Here is a 14,511-nt window from a genome sequence, read left to right on the forward strand (position 1 = left end):
CTTTAGCTGCTGCAACGAGCTCTCCGATTGGTCAACTCAAAAAGTGGATTTAGGACTTTGAAAATTGTTTCCGAGGATTACTTGACACAAACTTCTCATAGCGGGCCCTCCCTTTTTTTCGCTTTTTTTGGTAAAATAGAAAAGTATGAACAAAAATGAGACTCAACAAAAACAAGGTATTTTTATTTCAATTGAAGGACCAGATGGTGCTGGGAAAACAACTGTTCTAGAGCGTCTTTTGCCACGCTTGGAGGAGCTTTATCCAGCTGGTCTAGTAACGACTAGAGAGCCTGGTGGCGTTGCTATTGCAGAGAAGATTCGTGAAGTCATTCTCGATGTCAACCACACAGCTATGGACAGCAAGACGGAACTTTTGCTCTATATTGCGGCTCGTCGTCAGCACTTGGTGGAGCGTGTTCTGCCTAATCTGCAGGCTGGTAAAATGGTCTTGGTGGATCGCTTTATCGACTCTTCTGTCGCTTATCAAGGTGCTGGACGTGGTCTTTCTATTGATCATATTAAATGGTTGAACAGCTATGCGACAGACGGTTTAGAACCTGATCTTACGCTTCTTTTGGATATTGAGTCAGAAGAAGGGCTGCGCCGTATCGAAGCCAATAAGGACCGTGAAGTCAATCGTCTTGATTTGGAAAAAATTGATATGCATCAGCGTGTCCGCCAAGGTTATCTTGAACTAGCTGAGGAAAATCCTGACCGTATCAAGATTGTCGATGCCTCTCAAGACTTAGAGGCGGTAGTAGAGGATGCTTTTAACCTTATCAAGGCAGTCCTAGAAGAAAAAGAGTCTTAAGATGACAGAACATATCCTACAAGGAGAGTTGCAAGAACGCTTTAGTCACATTATCCAGTCGGGTAAGCTCAGCCATGCCTATCTTTTTTCCGGTCAGTTTGGCTCTTTTGAGCTTGCTCTCTGGTTGGCACAGGCAGTCTTTTGTGAAAGAGATCAGACAGGGCATCCCTGCCAAGACTGTCGCTCTTGTCGTCTGATTGCGGAGCGCTCTTTTTCAGATTTGAAGATTGTTGAGCCGACTAATGGTCTTATCAAGACGGAGCAGATTCGTCAGATGACGGCTGAATTTAGTAAGTCCAGCTTTGAGGGAAAATCTCAGTTTTTCATTATTCGTGATGCGGACAAGATGCATACCAATGCAACCAATGCCCTGCTCAAGTTTATTGAAGAGCCTCAAAGTCAGCTTTACATCCTCCTTTTGACTGATAATGCTGAAAAAGTCTTGCCGACGGTACGTAGCCGTTGTCAATTGGTTACCTTTCAGAAAGATAGTGCCTATCTTGAAGACTACCTCCATCAGAAAGGTCTACTTTTGACAGATGCGCGTGTGCTAGCCTTTTTAGCAAATTCACTAGAAGAGGCTGACCAACTGGCTGAGAATAAGAAAATCTTGGACCTAGCTCAGCTTTGCCAGCGATTCGTGCAAAATCTACTAAGTAAGCCTGATTTGGCTTATTTGGAGGTGTCAAAGTTAGCCTTCCAAGCTAATGATAAGCCACTGCAGGATGTGACCTTTCAGCTTTTGACCTATTATCTGTCTCAGAAGATGACAGACAAAAGAGGGCTCAGCTATCTCAGTCAGCTGCATGAAGCTAGACTGATGTGGCAAGCCAATGTGAGTTTTCAAAATGCTTTAGAATATATGGTGATAAAATGACAGAAGTAATTGGTGTTCGCTACGCCGATGACAAGGATTTGGTCTATGTAGAGGCCACAGGTAACTACCAAAAAGATGACTTGGTTGTTATCGCACAGAAAAAAGGGAACCGCCTAGCCAAAGTGGTCCTAGAAAGAAGAAATCTAGAAGCTAGCAAGCTCCCAGCAGAGATGAATGCTATTCTGAGAAAAGCAAGCAACAAAGATGTACAAGCTTTTTCAGCAAATGAGCAACTGGCTAAAGATAGCTACGCCAAGGTGCGTCAGCTCATTAACCAAAATGGTCTGGAAATGAAGGTTGTTTCAATCCAATTTCCTTTGGACCGCCAACATGTTCTTATCAGTTTTACGGCCGATAAGCGAGTGGATTTTAGGCAGCTCTTGAAGGATTTGGCTGGACTGTTCAAGACAAGGATTGAATTACGCCAAATCAGTTCACGAGAAGAAGCTAAGGTCTATGGGGGTCTTGGTCCTTGTGGACGTCCTCTATGCTGCTCAACCTTCCTAGGGGATTTCCCTCCAGTATCTATTAAAATGCTAAAAAACCAACACCTATCCCTCAATAGTGGTAAGTATAATGGGCTCTGCGGTCGTCTCATGTGCTGTCTCAGCTTTGAGGATGACTTCTACCGTGAGGCTAAGGAACGCTTCCCAGACTACGGTAGTCAGGTTCGTACTCAAGAGGGTGAAGGTCAGGTTATTGGATTTGATGTCTTTGCAGAGACCATTCGCGTCAGCTTAAATCAAGGTCACCGCCAGTTGACCTATGCGCTAGAGGAGATTGAATATGGATAAAAAAGAATTATTTGATGCCTTTGATGGCTTTTCACAAAATCTTATCAAGCATTTAGCGGATATTGAGGCCATGAAAAAGCAGGTCCAGTCTCTCTTGGAGGAAAATACAGCCCTGCGTTTGGAAAATGACAAGCTCAGAAAACGTATGACGCAGCTGGAAGAAAGAGAAGAAGTCAAACCAACTAAGCATAGTACAAAATACATTGAGAGTATCTATCAAGACGGCTTTCACATCTGTAATGACTACTATGGCCAACGCCGTGAAAATGATGAAGAGTGCATGTTCTGCATGGAAGTGCTAGATAGAGAGTAGGTCTATGCAAGTTCAAAGTAGTTTTAAAGGCCAGCATGTGACTGGTAGTCTCTATCTCGTACCGACACCAATTGGTAATTTGGAAGACATGACCTTCCGCTCTATCGAGACTCTCAAGACTGTTGATTTCATCTGCGCTGAAGATACCAGAAATACAGGGCTTCTGCTCAAACATTTTCAGATTGAAACTAAGCAAATCAGCTTTCATGAGCATAATGCCTATGAGAAGATTCCTGATTTGATTGATCTGCTTAAGTCTGGCAAGAGTCTAGCTCAGGTTTCAGATGCGGGCATGCCATCGATCTCTGATCCTGGTCACGATTTGGTTAAGGCAGCCATTGCTGAAGACATTCCTGTCGTCGCTCTGCCAGGTGCATCAGCTGGGATTACAGCACTTATCGCTAGCGGATTAGCGCCACAACCTCATATTTTCTATGGTTTTTTACCAAGAAAAGCAGGGCAGCAAAAAGACTTTTTCCAGTCTAAACTAGCCTATCCAGAGACGCAGATTTTCTATGAATCACCCTACCGTGTCGCAGACACCTTGGCCAATATGCTTGCAGTCTATGGAGACCGCCAAGTAACAGTGGTTCGAGAATTAACTAAACTCTACGAAGAGTATCAGAGAGGAAGAATCACTGAAGTCTTGGATTATATCTCAGAACATCCTCTCAAAGGCGAGTGTCTGCTCATCGTAGCAGGTCAAGATGGTACAGTCCAGACGGATCAAGCTAATCAAGAAGTTGACATCCTAGAGCAAATCAACCAACTCATCCAATCTGGCAAGAAACCAAATCAAGCCATCAAGCAAGTAGCCAAAGAACAAGGGCTCAACCGCCAAGAGGTCTATAATGCCTTTCATAGAATTGAGTGAGTTGAAAATAATCAAAGAAGCTTTTAGCTTCTTTCTGGTTGAAGACAAAGTCTTTTTTAGATACTTTCCTTAAGTGATGTCGGACGTTAGGTGAAATTATCCAGTGGATGATTTCAGGAATCAGTGGAATTCCTCTTGAGCCTCTTCGCTTTCTAGTTTCAAGGCTCAGATCTGAAACAGTCCACTGGAATGTTTGAGAGTGAAAGTATCTTTTGGGTGCTCGCTAACGCTCGCAAAAATCGGAAAAACTATTTTAAACAAGAAGAGCTTTTGTATCCAATTCCGTTGAAAGTTAGGTTTGTTTACATTCTGAAAGAAGCTTTTAGCTTCTTTTTTTCTTACATGATATGTTATGAGTTCAGAATTTTTGAAAATTCTAGACAAAATCTATTTACCTCTAAAAAGAACTATGTTATATTATATGACATAAAACGATGAGAGATTAAGAATTGACCGAAATGGTGGAATTTTAATCTCTCAAAGGTAGTATTTTCTATCTTGGTCTAGAAAATTGAGAGTTTCAAGGAGGTGCTTATGGATACGGGTTCCCTAGCATTTATGTTAATTTGTACGGCCATGGTCTTTTTTATGACGCCAGGTCTAGCCTTTTTCTATGGTGGTTTGGGTCGTCGAAAAAATGTTATCAATACCATGATGATGACGGTTGCTCCGCTTGCTTTGGCATCGCTTTTATGGATTAGTTTTGGTTACTCCCTATCTTTTGGTGGAGACGGTAGTATCCTTGGTAATCTTTCTCATCTTTTTTTGAATGGAATCAGTGAGACTAGTTCAAGTAGGGGGCTTGAGATTCCAGATTTACTCTTTGCGGCCTTTCAGATGATGTTTTCAATCATAGCTATCGGAATTTTAACGGGTTCAGTAGCAGGGCGCATGCAGTTTAAACCACTCATTATCTTTATAATTGCTTGGTTGTTCTTGGTTTATTATCCTTTTGCTCATATGGTTTGGGACGAGGGGCTTTTGGCACAATGGGGTACCATTGACTTTGCTGGTGGCGATGTAGTTCATATTACTTCTGGTGTCTCTGGCTTGGTCCTAGCCTTGATTTTGGGAAAGCGCCGTGATTTTGAGAGACTAGAACACCGTCCTCACAATGTTCCTTTTGTTCTTTTAGGAGCTGGGATTCTTTGGTTCGGTTGGTTTGGTTTTAATGCTGGTTCTGCACTTGCAGCTAACGGTTTGGCAGTCCATGCTTTATTAACCACACATGTTTCAGCTGCGGCAGCTATGCTTTCCTGGGTAGCTATCGAGTACTTCTTATCAGGTAAACCGACCTTGGTCGGTGCCTCGACTGGTCTAGTGGCCGGCTTGGTCGCTATCACACCGGGCGCTGGTTTTGTATCACTTTGGAGCTCTCTCGTAATTGGCCTTTTGGTAAGTCCAGTCTGCTACGCTTCAATCTATCTAATTAAGTCTAAGTTTGGGATTGATGATGCCCTGGATGCCTTTGGTTGTCATGGCATTGGTGGGATTTTCGGTGGGATTGTGACAGCAGTCTTTACCACTCCAGAGCTGGCTCTTGATAGTGAGAACATTGGTTTGATTTATGGGCATGCTCATCTCTTTCTAGTAACCCTAGCAGCAATTGTAGTGACCATTATTTGGTCAGCGCTAGCAACATTTCTCATTGCTAAAGTTATTGGAATTTGGATGCCACTGCGTGTTAGCGACCGTGAGGAAGCTCTGGGGCTTGATGATAGTCAACATGCTGAAACTGCCTACCCAACCTTTATGGGCTTGGATCAGTAGTCTTTTGGAAATAGCAGAGCGATTTTAAAAAATAGAGGAAAATATATGAAAAAAGTTGAAGCCATTATTCGAGCAGATAAATTAGAGGACCTCAAGGATGCCCTGACATCAACGGGTCTAGTCAAGGGATTGACCATTTCTCAGGTTCTGGGTTATGGAAATCAAAAAGGTTTTGCGGAATTTGTACGTGGGCAGCGCGTGACACCAGCCCTCCTAGCCAAGGTTAAGGTGGAAATTGTTGTCCACGATGCCTCAGTTGATGAGGTTGTTGACCTAATAAGTCAGGCAGTCCGAACAGGAGAAGTTGGAGACGGAAAGATTTTCATCATTCCTATTGAAGAAGTCATCCGTATCCGTACAGGTGAGCGTGGTGGTGACGCCATCTAGATATAATGAATAAAAAGTTAGGATGCGTTCTAATCTCCTTTCTCAATCAAGTAACCAAAAACCCCTGCAAGTTATAGACCTGCAGGGATTTTTGATTACTTAAGTTGGCTACCGTGGAAGGATTGAATACCGGTTTTTTCTTGGAGTTTGGCTATTTTGTCTTCGGTGACACCACCAGCTAGGACCAGTTCAATGCGACCAGCAGCGTAGTCATTGAGTTCTTTGAGCCAGTCCATATTGTCGAGAATCTCTCTATCATCAGCTGAACCATGCAGTAAGATACGGCTGAAGCCAAGTTCGATTAATTGATCCAGCGCAGCTTTTTGCTCTTCCTGAGCAATCTGATCAAAGGCACGGTGGAAAACGAGGGGAAGATCCTGAGTTGCAGGTAATAGCTGCTCAATAGCATCAAGATCTAGCTCATTTTCTTCTGTCAAAAGACCGAGAACGAGAGCGTCGCTTTCAAGCTCGGCTGCTCGGAGAATGTCCTCCTCCATAACACGCAGTTCTATGTCGTTGTAGACGAAACTTCCTCCCCTTGGACGAATCATAACAGTGGTACTGATCCCCTTTTCGTGGAGGTAGCGATTGGCTTCCTTGATAGTTCCGTAGCTAGGAGTGGTTCCACCTTTGGCAAGATTATCACAGAGCTCGACACGTTTGATAGATTGGCTATCCAATTGGAAGAGTTGCGTAAGATTTTCAGCGCAAAATTCTTTTATCATAGTTACTCCTTTTTTATTTCAGTTCTTTATATTATAGCATGAAAGTCTCTCTCTTTCTTTTGAAAATAGCAGAGCTTACTAAAAACTGAGAAAACTAGCGTCTTTTTGATCCATTTATCTTGAAAATCCGAATCTTGTGAAGTAAAACACACAAAAATCTTTACAAAATTCTGACAATTTGCTATACTTGGGGTAATTTTATTTGGAGGTAAATCAATGACAATTTACAATTTCTCTGCAGGTCCTGCAGTATTGCCACAAGAAGTGCTTAAAAAAGCGCAAGCTGAATTTTTGGACTATGCCAACTCCGGCATGAGTGTAATGGAATTGTCCCACCGCTCCAAAGAATTCGATGATATTATCAAAGATGCTGAGAGCCTACTTCGTGACTTGATGGCTATTCCTGATAACTACAAGGTTATCTTCCTACAAGGTGGGGGCTCTCTTCAATTCTCAATGCTTCCATTGAACCTTGCACAAGGTAAGAAAGCTTACTATGTCGTAGCTGGTTCATGGGGGAAAAAAGCTTACACAGAAGCTGTTAAACTCTCAAAAACAATTGATTTTGAACCAATCCTTTTGGCTTCATCAGAAGAAACAGTTTATGACCATATTCCTGACTTTGATGCGTCAGCTATTGACCCAGATGCAGCCTATGTTCACTTGACTACTAATAACACTATTGAAGGAACATCTGTCTATGATCTTCCTGATACAAATGGTGTCCCAATCGTAGCTGATATGTCTTCAAATATCTTGGCAGTTCGCTACAATGTTGAAGACTTTGGTCTTATCTATGCGGGTGCTCAAAAGAACATCGGACCTGCTGGTGTAACTATCGTTATCGTTCGCGAGGACCTTCTTAACGATGAGCCTGTCCTTTCTAGCATGTTGGACTACCGTATCCAGGCAGAAGCTGGTTCACTTTACAATACACCACCAACATTTGGTATCTACATGGCTAAACTTGTTTTTGAACACGTTAAAGCCCTTGGTGGTGTTGATAAGATGGAAGAAATCAACCGTGAGAAATCTGGTCTTCTTTATGACTATATTGAGGCATCAGACTTCTACACAAGTCCTGTGAAAAATGCTAAAGACCGCTCAGTGGCAAACATCCCGTTTGTTACACCATCTAAGGAATTGGATGCTCAATTTGTTAAAGAAGCTGACGCTCTTGGTTTTAAAAACATCAAGGGTCACCGTTCTGTAGGTGGTATGCGTGCAAGTCTATACAATGCCTTCCCACGTCAAGGTGTCCTAGATTTGATTGACTTCATGAAAAAATTTGAAGCTGAAAATAAATAATTTAGAGAGGAAGGTTTCTGGTTAATTTATCAGAAACTGCTACTAAAGAATATGGAAATTAGACAAGCCTTTCCGAATGAAGTTGACACCATTGTCGCTATTATTGAGGATGCAAGACAGCAGATTGCTGCATATGGTGGTAGCCAATGGCAGATTGTTTATCCAACTAGAGAGACGATTTTTGAGGACATTCTAACTGGTGTCGGCTATGTCGCTCTTGTCGAAGGGATTGTAGCTGGTTATGCTGCAGTGATTGATGGACAAGATCCTGCCTATGCTCAGATTTATGATGGCAAGTGGCAGCACAACAATCACCGCTATATTACCTTCCACCGAGTTGCGGTCTCATCTGCCTTTAAGGGACAAGGGATTGCTCAGACTTTCTTGCAAGGGCTTATCGAAGGTCAGGCTGGACCAGATTTCCGTATTGATACCCATGAGCAGAATAAAGCCATGCAACATATTGTTGAAAAATTAGGCTTTGTCTACTGTGGGAAAGTTCCTATCGACGGTGAGCGCCTAGCTTATCAAAAAATCAAAACCAAGGCAGAGTCAGCCCTCTATCAAGAGGTCAACGAAGCTGACTATCACGCCATTTAAATTTAAAATCGAATAAGGAGGCTAGGTTGACTCCTAGCCTCTCTTTGTCATCAAGGAGACACTATGGTATTTAGCGTAAAAACATATAACAACATCAATCAAATTGGTCTTAAAGAATTGGGAAATGGTTTCCAAATCGATGGTGATTTGGCAGAAAATCCAGATGCCTACATCATTCGTAGTCAAAATCTTCACGATGATGTTTTCCCAAGTAATCTGAAAGCAATTGCTCGTGCAGGTGCTGGAACAAATAACATCCCTGTTGATAAAGCGTCAGAAGAAGGAATTGTTGTCTTCAATACACCAGGAGCAAATGCTAACGCTGTTAAAGAAGCAGTTATCGCTTCTCTTCTCTTATCAGCGCGTGATTACATTGCTGCTAACACTTGGACTAACACCTTGACTGGTGATGATGTACCAAAACAGGTTGAAGCTGGTAAAAAACAATTTGCAGGAACTGAGATTGCTGGTAAAACACTTGGAGTTATCGGACTTGGTGCCATCGGTGCCCGTATTGCCAATGATGCTCGTCGTCTTGGGATGAATGTTTTGGGTTATGACCCATACGTTTCTATCGAAGCAGCATGGAATATCTCAAGTCATGTTAAACGTGTCAACGATTTGAAAGAAATCTTTGCTAACAGCGACTTCATTACTGTTCACGTGCCATTGACACCAGATACTAAAGGTACTTTTGGTGCAGAAGCCTTTGGTCTTATGCAAAAAGGAACAACCATCATCAACTTTGCCCGTGCTGAGTTGGTAGACAATGCTGCGCTTTTCGATGCACTTGAAACAGGCGTGGTTAAACGTTACATCACTGACTTTGGGACAGAAGAATTGCTCAATCAAGAAGGTATTACAGTCTTCCCACACGTGGGTGGTTCAACAGAAGAAGCAGAGCTTAACTGTGCTATCATGGCTGGTCAGACCATTCGTCGCTTTATGGAGACTGGTGAGATTGTTAACTCTGTTAACTTCCCAAATGTTAAACAGCCTCTATCAGCACCATACCGCATTACCTTGATTAACAAGAACGTTCCAAATATTGTGGCACGTATCTCAACAGCCGTTTCAGACCTTAACATCAATATCGATAACATCATCAACCGTTCAAAAGGTGATTATGCTTACACACTTCTTGACCTTGATGAAAACGATAAGACTAAGGTTGACGACTTGGTTGCAAAATTTGAAGAAAATGACAATATTGTCCGTGTCCGTGTGATTCAAGGAAACTAATCAAGCAAGGATAATATTTTCAACACAAATGAGCAGTGGAATTGTTTTTCCCTGCTCTTTTTGGTTATAATAGACCTATGTTTTATCACACGACCTACCCATCACCTCTTGGGAATATGACATTACTGGCTGACGATGAGTCGCTTCTAGCTGCCTATTTTGAAGGACAAACTTATTTTGAAGACAAGTTTTCTGGGCTCAATAGCAGAGCAGAGGAGAATGCTGTCCTCAGTCAATCTATCCTTTGGTTGGAAGCTTATTTTGCTGGAAAAAATCCCGACCTAGCACTTCTTTCTCTATCAGGTCAAGGAACGGATTTTCAAAAGCGTATATGGAATCAGCTCTTGACCATCCCAGCTGGAGAGACGACTAGTTACGGTCAGCTTGCTAAAATTTGTCAGTGCAAGTCAGCTCAAGCTGTTGGCGCAGCGATTGGCAAAAATCCCCTCTTGATTTTTGTACCCTGCCACCGTGTCTTGTCCTCAACAGGTGAACTAACAGGTTATTCTGCTGGTCTGGAGCGTAAAAGTTGGCTTCTAGAACATGAAAAGAAGATGTAAAAGAAGACTCAGAAAGGAATTAAAATGCTAACTTTTTATCAATACCCCAAATGTACGACTTGCCGAAAGGCGATTAAAGAATTAACAGATCTAGGATTAGATTTTGAGTCAGTCGATATCAAAAGTAATCCTCCTCAAGTCCAGATTCTAAGAGATCTGCTAGAGCAGTCTGACATCAAGCTCAAGCAACTCTTTAACACATCAGGAAATAGCTACCGAGAGCTCGGTTTAAAAGATAAATTTGATAGCTTATCAGTTGATGAAGCCCTAGAATTACTATCTAAAGATGGCATGCTGATCAAGCGTCCAATCCTTATCAAGGATGGAAAAATTCTGCAGATTGGCTACCGCACAGCCTATGCAGATCTAGAAGAATTGAACTAAAATGAAATCCCAGTTGAATCATCAACTGGGATTTTTCATGCTATCATTAACTTCTTTTCCGAGTGAGATATCTCAGATAGAGGAAGATAGCTAGATGATAGAATAGAAAGAGGAGGATGGCAAGGCTGCTTAGGTTTCTGACTATCTGAGTGACAGGATTATCAAAATGATAAATAAGAATACTAGCCAATGCAGCGAGCAGATAGATAAAAGAAACTTTATGTTTCATAGAACTTCCCTCCTTTCAGCTCTATTATAGTCCTCTCTAGCTCATTTTTCAGAGACTAGATGTACTTGCTTGCTTCACGGATATAATATAAACTCTTCCTTTAAATGAGATTATTCCAAAATGGAATTATAAGGAAACGAAACTAGAATTGTCTCCTAGGCTCAACTATTTTATAATAAATCTATTCTATAGAAATGAGAGAAATAAAGTATATGAAAAAAATGAAAGATAATTCGGCTAAACAGAAAAAATGCAAATGGTCGACTAAGAAAAAATGGACTATTGCTTTATCGGGAATTGCTGCAACTACTGGACTTGCAATTGGTGGTTTGATGTATTCAGGATTTTGGAGTATGATGTTTAAATCTTCAGAGATTAATACAGTCATCAAGGAAAATAGTTCAAAATTTGAGACATTGACATTTACAGATGAAAGTGGGCAAACATTGACTTATAATCTCTATATTCCTGAGAACTATGATAGTAGCAAGTCTTATCCACTCGTTCTTTTCTTACATGATTCAGCCAGTGTCAGTGACAATGCTACTTATACTTTGGAGCAAGGGGTGGGAGCAGATGTATGGGCTTCTGATGAGGTTCAGGATTATTCGCAAGCTTTTGTCTTAGCACCTCAATTTAACGAAGTGATTGCTAATGATGATTTTGAGTTGACTGGTCAAGGGGAACTTATCGTTCCTTTGATTGAATCTCTAAAAAAGGATTATAGTTTGGATAGTAATCGTATCTATACAACGGGTCAATCGATGGGGTCAATGACTTCTATGGCTTTGAATGTTAAATATCCTAATTATTTTGCAGCATCTTACTTTGTGACTGGTCAGTGGGATGAAAAATCAATGGAACAATTGGCAGATAGTAATACTAAGATGACCTGGATTGTCAGTGAAGGTGATGCAAAGGCTTGGCCAGTTATGGAGACTATGAAGAACTATATGAATGAGAAGGGGATTAGCTATGCGACAGATATTTGGGATGGTCGCTGGACTAGTACAGAGTATGATCAGGCAACCGAGGAGCTCTATAGTCAAGAAAAAAATATTAATCTTGTTACTTATGCTGCAGGTACAGTTATGCCAAGTTATGCAATGAAATCAGCAACCAATGAACATATCTATACTTGGTACAAAGCCTATTTAATTAGTGGCGTTCAGAAGTGGCTTCTTTCTCAAACATTAGATGGCTCTGGTCAGGAATAAACAAAAACCAATACAGTTCACTGGTTACTGTATTGGTTTTTTTAATAAGTGATAACACTCTGACAGAAGAGTATTTTTTTGAACTTCCTTTGTTGAATAGAGGGAGAAGTGAAAAATCTCAGGTTCGTCAAATGGGATAAAAGCTAACTGATTTGAATCTAAAAATTGAGAAGCAGGTTTCCATAGGAAGAAACTGATACGTTGATTCTGACTAACAAAAGAGAGAATATTGGAATCACTTTGCAGACTAGTCAAGTTAAGAGAAACACCGTGTTCTTTGATAGCTCTGGAGATTTTGTGGTAGAATGGTGTGTTTTTTTCGAAGGTAACCCCTTTTTGTCCATCTAAGTCTTTCCAGGTAACTAATTTCTTTTCTGATAAAGGATGCTTTTTAGAGACTGCTAAACAAAGTTGGTCTTCCAAGAGGGAATCTCGTCTGATATTTTCTGGCAAAGAAAGAGGGTTCTCCTCATAGACAAAAAGAAAATCAATTTTTCCATTTCGAAAATCTGATTCCAATGAGTCTAGATTCTTTTCAATAAGATTAACTTGAAGGTTTGGATACTTATCTTCTAATTGTCTAATTCTAGTTAGCAATCCATAAAAGGATAAGTTGAGTACATTTGTACCAATAGTGATCTCTTTGATGTTTGTTTGCAAACGATTAGAGATTGCAGTAAACATTTCATTCTGACTATCTACGACGTTTTGAGCAAATGGCTTAAAAAAGATGCCATCTTGACTGAGTTTAATTTTAGGTTTGCTACGAATGAAAAGTTGCAAACCGATTTCTTTTTCCAATTGTTTGATATGTTTTGATAGACTAGATTGGGATATATAGAGCTGTTCAGCTGCTTCCTGATAATTTTCGACATCTGCTAAGACTAGAAATTCTTGTAAGAGATTGATGTTCATAACTTTATTGTAGCATATTTGTTCTAGATGTACTTACTAGCTTCACGGATTGATAGAGGAGCAAGCTCTTTTTGGTGTTTTTGGACAAAGCTGCGCACCCAATCAGGATTGGTCTTAGAGTAGTCACGTAGGGACCAGCCGATAGCCTTATTGATAAAGAATTCCTTGCTACCAAGGTTGTTGAGGATGATTTCAGAGAGAAGGTCCGTCTTGGTCTGGTCTTTTCTACCTAATTGGTGGTCTATGGCGATACGTCTGATCCAAAAATCATCTGATTGAGAAAAGTCTCTCATGACATCATCGATACGGTGATCATCAATGCGTCCGAAAATACGATCGAAATGATCGATGGTATCCCACCATTCCTTGCTTGAAGCGTAGGTCAAGAGTTTTGGAATATCATCATAGCTAATGTATTTTTGCAGCCCTTTTAAGTAATCACAGACAAAATATTGTAGTTCGCGCTGAGGAGCCTGCCAAGCCAAATCCAGCAATTCCCAGTTGATTTCTTTTTTCTTCTTCTTATCTCTTGCAATAAGGTCCTTGTAAATAGCACGACGTTGCGGCGTAGGCAGGCCAAAAAAGTCAAACTGATCTCTCATGTAGGCAGCCATTTGTTTGCTTCTGTCAGCGTCAGCTTGATTTTCAAAAGCCAAAAGAAGCTCTTTAAAGTCTTGGTTTGTAGTCATGTTCTTCTCCTTTGAGCCTTTATTATAGAGGATTAGTTGATGGCAGGCAAGCGATTGGCATGCTATAATAGGAGGTGAAAGTGAGGTTGCCATGGTTTTAGCAAAGAAAAAGGCCAGACATGTGATTGAGGAAATTATCGCCCTCTTCCCAGATGCCAAGCCTAGTTTAGATTTTAGAAACAATTTTGAATTGGTCATAGCTGTGCTTTTATCGGCTCAGACGACTGATGCAGCTGTTAATAAGGTGACACCAGCTCTTTTTGAAGCCTTTCCAAGTCCAGAAGCTATGGCAGAGGCAGAAGAAGATGTCCTAGCAGGCTTTATTTCGCGTCTAGGTCTCTACAAAAATAAGGCTAAATATATGAAAAAATGTGCCCAACAAATCGTTACAGACTTTGGTGGAGAAGTCCCTAAGACTAGAAAAGAGCTAGAAAGTCTGGCAGGTGTCGGACGTAAGACAGCCAATGTCGTCATGTCCGTCGGCTTTGGAATTCCTGCCTTTGCGGTGGACACCCATGTGGAGCGAATCTGCAAGCACCACGATATTGTGCCACAAGATGCAACGCCACGTCAGGTTGAAGATTATGTCTGCTCCATTCTTCCTAAAAAACTCTGGCTACCAGCCCACCAGTCTATGATCTTGTTTGGACGTGCTATCTGCCACCCCAGAAATCCAGAATGCCACAAATATCCACAACTCTACGACTTTTCAAATGTGAAGTAAGAGGCTGGGCAAAAACGAGCTTCAACATAAAACCACCCAGTGATTTCTGTCTCGAAAACAATCAAGACGAAAGAATCACTGGGTGGTTTTTG

18 protein-coding genes are annotated in these 14,511 nt (G+C 41.2%); 14 read left to right on the forward strand and 4 right to left on the reverse strand.

Features of this window, described 5'->3' with window-relative positions:
* Positions 1 to 145 precede the first annotated feature (145 nt).
* The 7 genes from tmk to JOC28_RS09020 all read left to right on the forward strand — a co-directional run bounded on the left by tmk (position 146) and on the right by JOC28_RS09020 (position 5,826).
* The gene (gene tmk, locus JOC28_RS08990) at positions 146 to 811 is read left to right on the forward strand and encodes a dTMP kinase (protein WP_205010359.1); all 666 of its coding nucleotides are present in this window, start codon (positions 146 to 148) and stop codon (positions 809 to 811) included.
* 1 nt (position 812) lies between these two features.
* Positions 813 to 1,688, forward strand: coding sequence for a DNA polymerase III subunit delta' (locus JOC28_RS08995; protein WP_205010360.1), 876 nt, complete (start codon positions 813 to 815; stop codon positions 1,686 to 1,688).
* Positions 1,685 to 2,482: a PSP1 domain-containing protein gene (locus JOC28_RS09000; RefSeq protein WP_205010361.1), complete on the forward strand. Its 798-nt coding sequence runs from the start codon at positions 1,685 to 1,687 to the stop codon at positions 2,480 to 2,482. The genes JOC28_RS08995 and JOC28_RS09000 overlap by 4 nt, the downstream gene beginning before the upstream one ends.
* On the forward strand, positions 2,475 to 2,795 hold the full coding sequence (gene yabA, locus JOC28_RS09005) for a DNA replication initiation control protein YabA (RefSeq protein WP_205010362.1): 321 nt from the start codon (positions 2,475 to 2,477) through the stop codon (positions 2,793 to 2,795). The genes JOC28_RS09000 and yabA overlap by 8 nt, the downstream gene beginning before the upstream one ends.
* 4 nt (positions 2,796 to 2,799) lie before the next feature.
* The gene (rsmI, locus tag JOC28_RS09010) at positions 2,800 to 3,669 is read left to right on the forward strand and encodes a 16S rRNA (cytidine(1402)-2'-O)-methyltransferase (protein WP_205010363.1); all 870 of its coding nucleotides are present in this window, start codon (positions 2,800 to 2,802) and stop codon (positions 3,667 to 3,669) included.
* A gap of 534 nt (positions 3,670 to 4,203) precedes the next feature.
* On the forward strand, positions 4,204 to 5,439 hold the full coding sequence (locus tag JOC28_RS09015; RefSeq protein ID WP_205010364.1) for an ammonium transporter: 1,236 nt from the start codon (positions 4,204 to 4,206) through the stop codon (positions 5,437 to 5,439).
* A gap of 45 nt (positions 5,440 to 5,484) precedes the next feature.
* Positions 5,485 to 5,826, forward strand: coding sequence for a P-II family nitrogen regulator (locus JOC28_RS09020; RefSeq protein WP_205010365.1), 342 nt, complete (start codon positions 5,485 to 5,487; stop codon positions 5,824 to 5,826).
* Between the two features lie 95 nt (positions 5,827 to 5,921).
* On the opposite strand, the gene JOC28_RS09025 is transcribed toward JOC28_RS09020, so the two are convergent.
* Complete coding sequence (locus tag JOC28_RS09025; RefSeq protein WP_205010366.1) at positions 5,922 to 6,551, reverse strand: copper homeostasis protein CutC; 630 nt, start codon at positions 6,549 to 6,551, stop codon at positions 5,922 to 5,924.
* Between the two features lie 216 nt (positions 6,552 to 6,767).
* On the opposite strand from JOC28_RS09025, the gene serC reads away from it, so the two are divergent.
* From serC to JOC28_RS09050, 5 genes are all read left to right on the forward strand, one after another.
* Positions 6,768 to 7,859 carry a 3-phosphoserine/phosphohydroxythreonine transaminase gene (serC, locus tag JOC28_RS09030; protein ID WP_205010367.1) on the forward strand — a complete coding sequence of 364 codons (1,092 nt, stop codon included), beginning with the start codon at positions 6,768 to 6,770 and terminating at the stop codon, positions 7,857 to 7,859.
* A 51-nt stretch (positions 7,860 to 7,910) separates the two neighbouring features.
* Positions 7,911 to 8,459 carry a GNAT family N-acetyltransferase gene (locus JOC28_RS09035; RefSeq protein ID WP_205010368.1) on the forward strand — a complete coding sequence of 183 codons (549 nt, stop codon included), beginning with the start codon at positions 7,911 to 7,913 and terminating at the stop codon, positions 8,457 to 8,459.
* Positions 8,460 to 8,522: 63 nt separating this feature from the next.
* Positions 8,523 to 9,701 (forward strand): 3-phosphoglycerate dehydrogenase family protein, encoded by a 1,179-nt coding sequence (locus tag JOC28_RS09040; RefSeq protein ID WP_205010369.1) that lies wholly within the window; start codon positions 8,523 to 8,525, stop codon positions 9,699 to 9,701.
* Positions 9,702 to 9,778: 77 nt separating this feature from the next.
* Complete coding sequence (locus JOC28_RS09045; RefSeq protein WP_205010370.1) at positions 9,779 to 10,261, forward strand: methylated-DNA--[protein]-cysteine S-methyltransferase; 483 nt, start codon at positions 9,779 to 9,781, stop codon at positions 10,259 to 10,261.
* A 24-nt stretch (positions 10,262 to 10,285) separates the two neighbouring features.
* Positions 10,286 to 10,645, forward strand: a complete 360-nt coding sequence (locus tag JOC28_RS09050; protein WP_205010371.1) for an arsenate reductase family protein — start codon at positions 10,286 to 10,288, stop codon at positions 10,643 to 10,645.
* Between the two features lie 46 nt (positions 10,646 to 10,691).
* Here the strand turns inward: JOC28_RS09050 and JOC28_RS09055 are convergent, their stop codons facing one another.
* Positions 10,692 to 10,874, reverse strand: coding sequence for a hypothetical protein (locus JOC28_RS09055; protein ID WP_205010372.1), 183 nt, complete (start codon positions 10,872 to 10,874; stop codon positions 10,692 to 10,694).
* 212 nt (positions 10,875 to 11,086) lie between these two features.
* Here JOC28_RS09055 and JOC28_RS09060 point away from each other — a divergent pair, with 212 nt between their 5' ends.
* Positions 11,087 to 12,091, forward strand: a complete 1,005-nt coding sequence (locus JOC28_RS09060; protein WP_205010373.1) for a carboxylesterase family protein — start codon at positions 11,087 to 11,089, stop codon at positions 12,089 to 12,091.
* Positions 12,092 to 12,115: 24 nt separating this feature from the next.
* Here JOC28_RS09060 and JOC28_RS09065 read toward each other — a convergent pair whose 3' ends face one another.
* Together JOC28_RS09065 and JOC28_RS09070 are read right to left on the reverse strand one after the other, a co-directional pair.
* The gene (locus JOC28_RS09065; RefSeq protein WP_205010374.1) at positions 12,116 to 13,006 is read right to left on the reverse strand and encodes a LysR family transcriptional regulator; all 891 of its coding nucleotides are present in this window, start codon (positions 13,004 to 13,006) and stop codon (positions 12,116 to 12,118) included.
* 23 nt (positions 13,007 to 13,029) lie between these two features.
* On the reverse strand, positions 13,030 to 13,695 hold the full coding sequence (locus tag JOC28_RS09070) for a DNA alkylation repair protein (RefSeq protein WP_205010375.1): 666 nt from the start codon (positions 13,693 to 13,695) through the stop codon (positions 13,030 to 13,032).
* Between the two features lie 91 nt (positions 13,696 to 13,786).
* On the opposite strand from JOC28_RS09070, the gene nth reads away from it, so the two are divergent.
* Positions 13,787 to 14,419, forward strand: coding sequence for an endonuclease III (gene nth / locus JOC28_RS09075; protein WP_205010376.1), 633 nt, complete (start codon positions 13,787 to 13,789; stop codon positions 14,417 to 14,419).
* The last annotated feature ends 92 nt before the right edge of the window (positions 14,420 to 14,511 follow it).

Origin of the sequence: Streptococcus loxodontisalivarius (assembly GCF_016908645.1) — a bacterium.
Classification (GTDB): domain Bacteria; phylum Bacillota; class Bacilli; order Lactobacillales; family Streptococcaceae; genus Streptococcus; species Streptococcus loxodontisalivarius.

Excerpts from the sequence above, each read along its gene's own strand:
- tmk (WP_205010359.1), top strand. The coding sequence starts at position 146 with ATGAACAAAAATGAGACTCAACAAAAACAAGGTATTTTTATTTCAATT.
- JOC28_RS08995 (WP_205010360.1), top strand. The coding sequence starts at position 813 with ATGACAGAACATATCCTACAAGGAGAGTTGCAAGAACGCTTTAGTCAC.
- JOC28_RS09000 (WP_205010361.1), top strand. The coding sequence starts at position 1,685 with ATGACAGAAGTAATTGGTGTTCGCTACGCCGATGACAAGGATTTGGTC.
- yabA (WP_205010362.1), top strand. The coding sequence starts at position 2,475 with ATGGATAAAAAAGAATTATTTGATGCCTTTGATGGCTTTTCACAAAAT.
- rsmI (WP_205010363.1), top strand. The coding sequence starts at position 2,800 with ATGCAAGTTCAAAGTAGTTTTAAAGGCCAGCATGTGACTGGTAGTCTC.
- JOC28_RS09015 (WP_205010364.1), top strand. The coding sequence starts at position 4,204 with ATGGATACGGGTTCCCTAGCATTTATGTTAATTTGTACGGCCATGGTC.
- JOC28_RS09020 (WP_205010365.1), top strand. The coding sequence starts at position 5,485 with ATGAAAAAAGTTGAAGCCATTATTCGAGCAGATAAATTAGAGGACCTC.
- JOC28_RS09025 (WP_205010366.1), bottom strand. The coding sequence starts at position 6,551 with ATGATAAAAGAATTTTGCGCTGAAAATCTTACGCAACTCTTCCAATTG.
- serC (WP_205010367.1), top strand. The coding sequence starts at position 6,768 with ATGACAATTTACAATTTCTCTGCAGGTCCTGCAGTATTGCCACAAGAA.
- JOC28_RS09035 (WP_205010368.1), top strand. The coding sequence starts at position 7,911 with ATGGAAATTAGACAAGCCTTTCCGAATGAAGTTGACACCATTGTCGCT.
- JOC28_RS09040 (WP_205010369.1), top strand. The coding sequence starts at position 8,523 with ATGGTATTTAGCGTAAAAACATATAACAACATCAATCAAATTGGTCTT.
- JOC28_RS09045 (WP_205010370.1), top strand. The coding sequence starts at position 9,779 with ATGTTTTATCACACGACCTACCCATCACCTCTTGGGAATATGACATTA.
- JOC28_RS09050 (WP_205010371.1), top strand. The coding sequence starts at position 10,286 with ATGCTAACTTTTTATCAATACCCCAAATGTACGACTTGCCGAAAGGCG.
- JOC28_RS09055 (WP_205010372.1), bottom strand. The coding sequence starts at position 10,874 with ATGAAACATAAAGTTTCTTTTATCTATCTGCTCGCTGCATTGGCTAGT.
- JOC28_RS09060 (WP_205010373.1), top strand. The coding sequence starts at position 11,087 with ATGAAAAAAATGAAAGATAATTCGGCTAAACAGAAAAAATGCAAATGG.
- JOC28_RS09065 (WP_205010374.1), bottom strand. The coding sequence starts at position 13,006 with ATGAACATCAATCTCTTACAAGAATTTCTAGTCTTAGCAGATGTCGAA.
- JOC28_RS09070 (WP_205010375.1), bottom strand. The coding sequence starts at position 13,695 with ATGACTACAAACCAAGACTTTAAAGAGCTTCTTTTGGCTTTTGAAAAT.
- nth (WP_205010376.1), top strand. The coding sequence starts at position 13,787 with ATGGTTTTAGCAAAGAAAAAGGCCAGACATGTGATTGAGGAAATTATC.